Raw genomic sequence first — 9,490 nt, 5'->3', positions numbered from 1 at the left:
GTGCTCGGTAGCAACGACAAGCCATTGGACTTTGAGACTCAAAAAAACTACCATCTGGTGGTGCCGCTAGGAATATGCGCGCACCTCGCAAAAGCGAGCATTTTCAAGTTTGACCATGACAGTGCTTGTCGGTCCCCATCGGCCATCGATCCGGCTCAAAATTCAAAATGTATAGAAACTGATTCGTCCGAATCGATCGTTGCGGATACGGTTTCGCATCGACCCGAGCTGAATCGACATGCCGTTCACGACCGGTAAACACGGCATCCCTTTCAGGATCAACGGTTCCGGATTGATCGCTTGAAAAGATTGCTTGCAGTGATCGGGCGGTCATTGCATCAGGCACTTGGACATTCGCGGCTTCTAGGAAAGTAGGAGCCAAATCGGGCAGCGAAACGAAGTCATCGATTACGCGTCCCGGTCGATTGATGCCGGCTGGCCATCGAATCGCCAGCGGTACGTGCGTGCCCATGTCGTAGAGGTTGCATTTGCCACGCGTCACACCTGGCATGCCGTGATCGCCGCTGACAACCAAGATGGTGTTGCGATCCAGACCAAGCCGTTTCAATTCTTCCAAGATCACACCCAACGCTGAATCAAAGGCTTGGACTTCGCCCAGATAGTCGGCAAAGTCTTCGCGAACAGTCGAAACGTCGGGCAGGTACGGTGGCAACTTGCCTTTGAGTTTTTCAGGATCGATTCCAGCCAACTTTTTCCCGCTGCCAGCGATCCATTTTCGGTGAGTGTTTGTCGGTCCGAACCAGTAGCAAAACGGTTGGTCGCCATCGAGTTCATCATTCTGGTTGGCGTCGAGGAAAGAAAGCAAGTTATCTCGAACTTCGCTTAACAATTCTTTCTTTGCTTTGGAGGGGTTCTTCGCCTTCGTCACGTTTTGTGAAAAACTGTTGAATTTTCTGCCAGCTTTGCTGAATCGCGTTGCCGCCCCGCCATGGGGTGCATCCGCTGGGGATCCTGGTCCCCAAACTTTGTAAGCATGCCCGATTCGGTATCCGTTTTCTCGCAGGATTAACGGATAGGCTGGATTAGAAAAATCCCAGATCGCATCTCGTAAGATCGATGCTCGACCGCATCGCCAAAAATGCTGACCACTTAACAGAGAGCTTCTGCACGGCGTACACGACGGAGCGCTGACGAACGCACGCGTGAACAGCAATCCATCGGCCGCCACCGCATCAAAATTCGGCGTCTCAACCAGATCCGACACACTACCCGGTTCAAGCTTGGCATAAGCACTCGCATAACGTCCCCAATCGTCCGCAAAAGCCATCACAATGTTGGGTCGATCAGCCCCAATCGATTCGGTGGTCGTATCGTCCGCCAACGCGAAGTTTCCAGCGAAACCAACCGCGGCAAAACTTACCCACAATCCAAGTCGAAACACGCAACATTCCCTTTAACGTAGAAACTGTTTAAGACTATCTTAAAGATTGATTGCGACCTGACCGTAGCTGATCCCGCCAGGGTTCAGTCGAGCAGGAACTGATGCGGGCCAGAACTCCGTCCTGAACTCAGGCCAGAACTCGGGCCAGAACTCTGGCGGGATCAGCTACGTCTTACGCCTATCACATGCTAATCTAAACCATCCTGCAAGTCTGCGAGATCCGCTTTGGATGCCAGCGGCCTACTTTGTCTCAGCAATATCAATAGGAATGAATCAGTGACTTCCTCTGAAGAAACGCCGGCGGATAATTCCAAACGGACCAAGCCATTGTCGGCCGCGGCGCGACGTGTGTTGGGCGTCTTGGTCGAAAAGGCGAAGACGACGCCAGATAATTATCCGCTAACCTTGGCGTCGGTGATCAGTGCGAGTAACCAAAAGTCCAACCGTTTGCCCAAAATGGATTTGGATGATGAAGACGCGTTGCTGGCGCTTGATGAACTTCGCGAAGCGGGTGCGGCACGCGAGGTCCAGGGCAGCGGACGCGCAACGAAGTATCGGCACGCAGCCTATGAATGGTTGGACGTTGATTCACCTGGTTCAGCCATCATGACAGAATTGCTTTTGCGTGGACCTCAAACCTTGGGCGAACTGCGAACCCGAGCGTCACGCATGCATGCCTTCGATCAGCTTCAAGCAGTTCAAGAGTGTGTTGATGGACTGATCGCCAAAGACTTGGTGGAACCGCTAACGCCGCCAGGTCGCGGACAAACCTTTGCGCACAAGTTGTATCCACCACAGGAACGTCAGTACTTGGTTGCCAAGGTCGAAAAGATGGAAGCGAAGTCGTCCGGGGCTGCGAAATCCAGCAGCCAGGCCGAGCCACCTAAGACAGCCGTTGATGCTTTGCTGGCCAGGCTTGAAAGTGTCAACGAGAGAATTGACTCACTCGAAAAGCGAATCGCGGAATTGGAGTAGATGATGTCGAGTTTTCGGTTTAACGACCTTGTTAAGGAACGCTGGTGGGCTATCTTTGCTCTGTTCTGCGCCGTTCCGATTCAGGCGCATGACGGTCACGATCATGGTCCCAAACAAAAGTCTGACTCAAATCGCTTCATGACGACGCGGACTAGCGATCAAGTGCTGCCGCTTACAAATGAAGAAGATGTCTTTCATTTCGTCATCTACGGTGACCGAACTGGCGGTGTTCCCGAAGGACTCAAGGTGCTCGAGCAAGCCGTCGTCGATACGAATTTGCTGGACCCTGATTTGGTAATGACCGTGGGCGATTTGATTCAGGGATACAACGAAACCGCCGACTGGTTGCCAGAAATGAAGCGGTACAAGTCGATCATGTCGGACCTGCGGATGCCCTGGTATCCCGTTGCCGGCAATCACGATGTCTATTGGCGCGGCAAAGGGCCAGCACCACCTGGGCATCACGAATCCAACTACGAGAAACACTTCGGACCACTTTGGTATTCGTTTGCGCACAAGAATTCAGCATTCATTGTGTTGTATTCGGACGAAGGTGACGCGGCGACCAACATCAAAGGTTTCAATCTCGGGCCCCTGCAACGGATGAGCGACGAGCAACTATCGTTTCTAAAGAAGTCGCTTAGCAAACATAAGTCAGCCGATCACGTTTTCGTCTTCCTGCATCATCCGCGTTGGATCATGCCACGTTACCAAGATGGAAACTGGGACGTCGTTCATAAACTGTTGAAAGACGCAGGCAATGTCAGCGCCGTTTTCGCTGGCCACATTCATCACATGCATTACGGTGGAAATGTGGATGGCATTGAATACCACACCTTGGCAACCACCGGCGGTCACTTACCCGCCGACATTCCCGGCGCAGGTTTTCTACATCACATGAACATGGTCTCGGTCCGCCCGAGCGGGATATCGGTCAGTGCGATCCCGGTCGGTGGCGTGATTGATCCCAAGGAGTTCACGGCCGAGTTTTTGGAACAGGTCGCGTTGGTCCAGAAAATTCGTCCCGTGTCGCAGTCCAAACCGCTTCAATTAAAAGTTGATGGAAGTGCGTCGGGTCAGCAAACCTACACAATTGAAAATAACAGCAAGCAGGCGGTGGACGTGACCGTTGCTCTGCAATCTTCATCACAGTCTTCTTCACGTTGGCATTTGAAACCAGATCATTTTCACAAGCGAATTGAGCCAGGAAAACGTCAATCGTTCGAGGTGTATTTGGATCGCAGTGCGGGTGAAACTGAATCATTGAAGATTCCTCAATTGGTCACGTCGATCAACATGGAAGGCGAATCATCGCGGATTCGCTTGCCCGATGTTGTGACGCCGGTTCAGGTTCGACTTTCGTCAGTTCCAACTGACTTCTTTACCGATGCGGTCGATCACTGCTTGAACGTCACCGGCCCCAACTCGACAGCGCGAATTGAGAATGCAGATCTCAAGTTGCCCGACGGACCGATGACGGTGGAAGCTTGGTTGAAACCAGCAGGAACGGCAGGCTTTTTGGGAGCGATCGCGAAAACGGAAGTTTCTGAATTTGGGATTTTCATGGACGAAGGAGTCCCACAGTTTGATCTCAATTTGAATGGTTTGTATTTCACGGCGAAGGCGGAAGATGTTTTGCCCACCGGAAAATGGTCGCACATCGCCGGCGTGTTTGATGGGAATGCCGTTAAGATTTTTGTGGATGGCGAGCTGATAAAATCGACACCTGCGAGTGGCAAGCGGCGAAAGAATCGACTGCCGCTTTTGATCGGTGCTGACGTGGATGCTCGCGGGAATCCAACCCGCTCGTTCATCGGTGCAATTGATGAAGTACGAATCTCGAAGGCCGCGGTTTACAGCGGCAATTTCGCCCCGTCACGGTCACTCAAAACGCAGGACGATACTGTGTTATTGCTGCATTTCGATCGGCGAATCGGGCCTTTCGTACTGGATCACAGCTCCGAAGCAACCAGCACTATTCTGGCAGCCCAGGCCTCACTTGTCCCAGTGAAATAAGCAAGTCCATCAAGCCATTGAAATGGAATAGACTGTCGTTCAAATGCTTCCCCGCAACCAACCAATTTTTCCAACTGGATTTTGAATCGTGCGAGTATTGTCTTCTTGTTTTGCCTTGGTCAGTTTCCTTTTGATTGGTCCCGCGGTTTTTGCACACGACGGTCACGCTCATGATCATCAAGATGTTGGATCTGATGATGAAACCAACCAAACATTCACTGCAGTCCTGTTAGAATCCGCCGCCGATAATTCGTTTACGATCGACGAGAAAACATACACCTGGAAACATCGCAGTGATCTTGGGGTTCAAAGTGAAGCGATGACTAAGGCTGCGATCCCTGGTCTGCACAACAACGCCGACGAAGATCCGGAAACCGGGGAAGTCGTCACAGTGGTTGCCAAGCACGGGTTGGTCACTTTGAGCGAAGATCTAAAAGAGTGGAAGCTGATCGAAAACCAAGATCCGTACTTTGCGAAACGCATGAACGCACACGGGACAGATTGCTTCAAGCTTGATGGCAAAGTGTTGTGGGCATTTGCGTCAACAAACACAAACGAAGTGGTCGTCGCACAGCGAGGGGAGATTCTTGGCAAGCTGAAAAAACCGCAAGGCGATGAATTCGATAATGAAGTCGTCAACAAATACTATCTTGATGGCGGTAAGTTCACGCCGTGTGATGTGGTTTGGTTGCCGGAGGCGCAGAGTCTGATTGTGGTGACCGGCTACACGCCTGGTGATTACGTGTTGACGGCCAAGTTTGTTGACGGCAACTGGCAATGGATCGGCGCGGCTTGGGGAGGGAAAACAAATCTGGGTGGTCCCTTCCAAACGGCTCACGGCGTCGAGGTTGATAACATTGACGGCAAGGAAACGGTCATCATCGCTTCGCGTGAACATGGTCGCATTTATGGTTTTGACGAATCGGGAAAAGGCGTATCGATTCCAGGATCGAATGAACAGAAGTTTATTGCGTTGCCAAAAGGTTCAACGCCATGCAACGTTTCACTGACTGATTCACTGACCAGTGATGCTGCGTTCTTGCCGTTGCTAAACGCACTTCCCTCCACCAACAAAGTTGCCCCGGTGTTGGTGATGGTCGATGGAATCAGCGTCGGCAATTTGATCCCCGCATCGTTCGACGGTTTGCAGTACATGCATCATGTCCACGGATTTCGGACGGTAACACGCGACGGAAAGCTATTCGGGATCGCCTTGTCCTGGCCCAACGGTTGGGAAAACAAGAATGGCAAACGCAACGATGGTCAGACCGCTGTGTTCGAGGCGGTGGAGGTTTCCGCAAATTAGCGGCAATCTGCTCAATCAAAAAACGCACACCCTCGCGACATCCGCAGATCTGCTACTAGAATAGACGTCCGCCTAAAAGTCAGCCTAGATTACCCAGGCTGACGGGCGAGATGTTTACCAGTTTGGCCGTTTTTCGAGTCTGATATGTCTGTTCGCGTATTTTCTGTTCGCCTCGCGATCTTGCTAATCGTGTTGACGTCAATTGTGGGTTGTACCGCTATCTGTTCCGCAGATTGGCAGCAAGTTGATCGCGACGCACTCGCGGACCAATTTGATGATGCGGCCGAGAAGATCAACGAAGATCGTTTTCCCAGCGCCAATGGCTCGAAACGTCGGTTTTTGCGTGACTACGAATCTGCCGATCGGTTTTTGTCAGCGAACACGTCCAAGAAGAATTACCGGGCTTGGATGAAGTTCATTGCTGCGGACGAATTGGTGGAAACGCTGCATGATCGCGACGCGATGAAGAATAGCCAGAGCGCCCGCAAGATCGGTCGCGAAGCGGTCGCGCTGCGTTACCGATTGATTGGAACAGCACCGGGTTTAGAACTGCCCGTGTTGACGCAGCTACGTCGCAGTACCGAAGACCTGATCGATGGAGTTCGGTTTCGCGATTCTGATCGTTCGTCACAGCAGATCGCGAAACAGATGCAAAAGTTTGCGGAAGATATTCGCGACATGAACGCCAATCCATCGGCCGATGACATCGCCAGCATCACGCAGATGATTGGACTGATGGAAGCCAGCGGTCAGTCGCTCGATTTGGTGGCTCAGCTACGACAACGGTTCGGCAACCCAAACGTTAAAGTCATGGTGTCCGAGCAGGTCGTGCAGTCGGCCATCAATCGCGGAGTAAACGAATCGCGCCCGGTTCGCGATTGCATTCTTGGAACTCGGATTGTTGGAACCGCGACGCTTGGTGGAACCGTCACTGCGAATGTTTTGCCGGCTGTTGGGTCGGCTCGTATTGAAGTGATGATGAACGCGGCGGTAAACAGTCGCAACGTCGGCTACAACGGTCCCGTCAAGCTGAACACCGTTTCGCAGGGCCAAGTCAATGTCCGTCGAATGTTGCACGTGGATGAATCGGGTGTCCGAGCGGAACCAGTGGTGGCCACCGCATCGCTTAACTCGCAAATCGTTTCGATCGACCACAAATTGCGACTGGTTCGACGCATTGCTTCTAAGAGAGCAGCCGAGCAAAAGCCAAAAGCCGAACGCATCGGTGCCGAGCGGCTTCGCAGTCAAGTCAGCCGGCAATTTGCTGAGCAAACCGATCAAGCTAGTTCGTTTAATGCTCCTGATCCAATGGCGAAACTAAGACCCATTTTGACGCGGTTGGATCTGATGGAACCCGCACGTTTGTGGGGCAGCACGGACAGCGATATCTATGTCGAGGCAACCGTTGCCGACAATGATCAATTGTCGGCACCCAGCTTGCCGTCATTGCCCAGCACCCGACCCATTGTTGGTGGTCGCTACGATGTCGCGCTGCAAGTCCATGAAACTGTCGTCGATAATCTGATCTCACCAATTTTGGCGGGCCGCACGATGACCGAAACGGAGATCAACGAACTGCTAAGCCAGGCAGGTACATCGCAACCAAAACCAGAACCAAAATCAGCAGCTCCGTCGATTCTCCAGACCGAAGATGATTCGATGTCGTTGGAGGATGACGAATCGGATGCCGACGAAGACGAACCGCCATTTGAAATTGACTTCGCTCGGCTGCGACCGATCGTTTTTGAGGCTCGTGATCAATCGATCAAGCTTGGCATTCGGGGAACCCGTTTTTCGCAAGGTCGTCGCGAGCTCAAACAGTCTCTGGAAATCACCGCCAACTATCTACCAACTCGCATGGATGACGGCAGCATGATGTTGATCCGCACCGGCGACGTCGAAGTCGATTTTCCGTCGCGTCGTCGTCGGTTGAGCGTTTCGCAAACGGGTCTGAAGACAACGATTGAAAAGAAGTTCGCAAACGTCTTTCCTGAAATGCTGTTGCACCGACCGCTGCAGGTTCCACCAACCGTCAAGATGGAAGCGATCGCCGGTCGCAGCTTCCGTCCCCAATCCATTGATGCTCGTGACGGTTGGGTGACGATCACAGTCATTCGCTAGTCGCATCGTTTGATGAACTGCGAATGGCGATTGAGATTCCCTAAGAATCAAATAGCGTTGCGTTCATGGGCGCAGAACGAAACAAGTTTGACCAAGTTGGTGTGATATGAAACCCTTATCGCTCGGGTTTTTTGTTTCATTCCGCTTTCTAAACAGGTTTCAGAGCCATGACAGTCAAACGCGTCGGAATTCTTACTGCTGGTGGGCTTGCGCCCTGTCTCTCGTCTGCCATTGGCGCACTGATTGAAACGTACAGCGAGCGAGCACCCGAAGTTGAAATCATCTTCTATCGTTCGGGCTACAAGGGTTTGTTGCTTGGTGACAGCTTCTTGGCAACGCCGACGATTCGCGAAAATGCGTCGGTGTTACATGAACATGGCGGCAGTCCGATCGGAAACAGCCGCGTCAAATTGACCAACGTTGCCGACTGCATCAAGCGTGGTTTGGTCAACGAAGGCGACGATCCGTTGCAGGTCGCGGCCGAGCGATTGCAGTCAGATCGAGTCGATGTGCTGCATACGATTGGTGGCGATGATACCAACACCACCGCGGCCGATTTGGCTGCCTATCTAGCAAAACATGACTACGCATTGACCGTTGTTGGACTGCCAAAAACGATCGACAACGATGTGATTCCGATCAAACAGAGCTTGGGTGCGTGGACCGCTGCCGAAGAAGGTGCCGAGTTTTTCCAAAACATGGTCAGCGAACACAACGCAAACCCACGCATGTTGATTGTGCATGAAGTAATGGGTCGCAATTGCGGTTGGTTGACGGCGGCAACCGCGGTGGCCTATCGCAAGAAATTGGATGGTCTGAACTTCCTGCCCGAAGTGGGACTGTCACGCGAGCGTCGCGAAATCCACGGCGTCTACGTTCCCGAAATGCATTTTGACTTGGCCGTCGAAGCCGATCGACTTCGCAGTGTTATGGATGAACACGATTGCGTTAATTTGTTTATCAGCGAAGGCGCAGGCGTTGATACGATCATCGAAGAATTGGAATCACGTGGCGAAACTGTCCCGCGAGATGCCTTTGGTCACTACAAGCTTGACGCAGTGAATCCCGGCAAGTGGTTTGCTAACCAGTTCGGCAAAATGCTGAGTGCCGAAAAAACGCTGGTACAAAAAAGTGGTTACTACAGCCGTGCCGCCGCCGCCAACCAACAAGACATTGATTTGATCGCCAAGTGTGCTGTCAAAGCAGTTGAATGTGCGCTCGCCGGGATCGGTGGAGTGATCGGTCACGACGAAGACCAGAACGACGAACTGCGTGCGATTGAGTTCGACAGAATCAAGGGTGGCAAACCGTTCGACATTGAAACGTCTTGGTTCACCGAATTGTTAAGCGATATCGGCCAACCCAAAGGTCGTGCCGTGGAAACCCAGCACGCGTAGTCGCCGCAACTGAGGAACGAACGGGAAATCAGTGTCGCCTTTCGCTCTGCGAAAGTAGCGAATCCGCTGCTTTCGCGGAGCGAAAGGCGACTATAAAAAGTCGCACGTTCCTGAACGGCTGGGCAGGGGGAATAGCGCAGGTAGGCCGGAACAAGCCGCTTCGGCGCAGTTCCGGCAATTGCATGGTACGGCGTTGGATTGCCGGAACTGCGCCGAAGCGGCTTGTTCCGGCCTACATCTCGCCTGTCGCTTCGTCGCGGTTCGCTACAACCG

At 52.5% G+C, this 9,490-nt stretch carries 6 protein-coding genes; 5 read left to right on the top strand and 1 reads right to left on the bottom strand.

Features of this window, described 5'->3' with window-relative positions; genetic code table 11:
• Positions 1–103: 103 nt before the first annotated feature.
• Complete coding sequence (locus RC85_RS23695; protein WP_338060592.1) at positions 104–1,402, bottom strand: sulfatase family protein; 1,299 nt, start codon at positions 1,400–1,402, stop codon at positions 104–106.
• A 276-nt stretch (positions 1,403–1,678) separates the two neighbouring features.
• On the opposite strand from RC85_RS23695, the gene RC85_RS23690 reads away from it, so the two are divergent.
• The 5 genes from RC85_RS23690 to RC85_RS23670 all read left to right on the top strand — a co-directional run bounded on the left by RC85_RS23690 (position 1,679) and on the right by RC85_RS23670 (position 9,217).
• Complete coding sequence (locus RC85_RS23690) at positions 1,679–2,377, top strand: DUF480 domain-containing protein (RefSeq protein WP_084422973.1); 699 nt, start codon at positions 1,679–1,681, stop codon at positions 2,375–2,377.
• Between the two features lie 138 nt (positions 2,378–2,515).
• On the top strand, positions 2,516–4,393 hold the full coding sequence (locus RC85_RS23685) for a LamG-like jellyroll fold domain-containing protein (RefSeq protein ID WP_084422974.1): 1,878 nt from the start codon (positions 2,516–2,518) through the stop codon (positions 4,391–4,393).
• 88 nt (positions 4,394–4,481) lie between these two features.
• Positions 4,482–5,699 carry an NHL repeat-containing protein gene (locus RC85_RS23680; protein ID WP_235033351.1) on the top strand — a complete coding sequence of 406 codons (1,218 nt, stop codon included), beginning with the start codon at positions 4,482–4,484 and terminating at the stop codon, positions 5,697–5,699.
• Between the two features lie 144 nt (positions 5,700–5,843).
• Positions 5,844–7,820 carry a hypothetical protein gene (locus RC85_RS23675; protein WP_068267221.1) on the top strand — a complete coding sequence of 659 codons (1,977 nt, stop codon included), beginning with the start codon at positions 5,844–5,846 and terminating at the stop codon, positions 7,818–7,820.
• Positions 7,821–7,987: 167 nt separating this feature from the next.
• Entirely contained in the window at positions 7,988–9,217 is a 1,230-nt protein-coding gene (locus tag RC85_RS23670) for a pyrophosphate--fructose-6-phosphate 1-phosphotransferase (protein WP_068267220.1), read from the top strand.
• The last annotated feature ends 273 nt before the right edge of the window (positions 9,218–9,490 follow it).

It is taken from the genome of Rubripirellula obstinata, assembly GCF_001642955.1.
Taxonomy (GTDB): domain Bacteria; phylum Planctomycetota; class Planctomycetia; order Pirellulales; family Pirellulaceae; genus Rubripirellula; species Rubripirellula obstinata.
The sequence above is the reverse complement of the archived record's forward strand: the minus strand, read 5'-3'. Positions and strand labels throughout refer to the sequence as shown.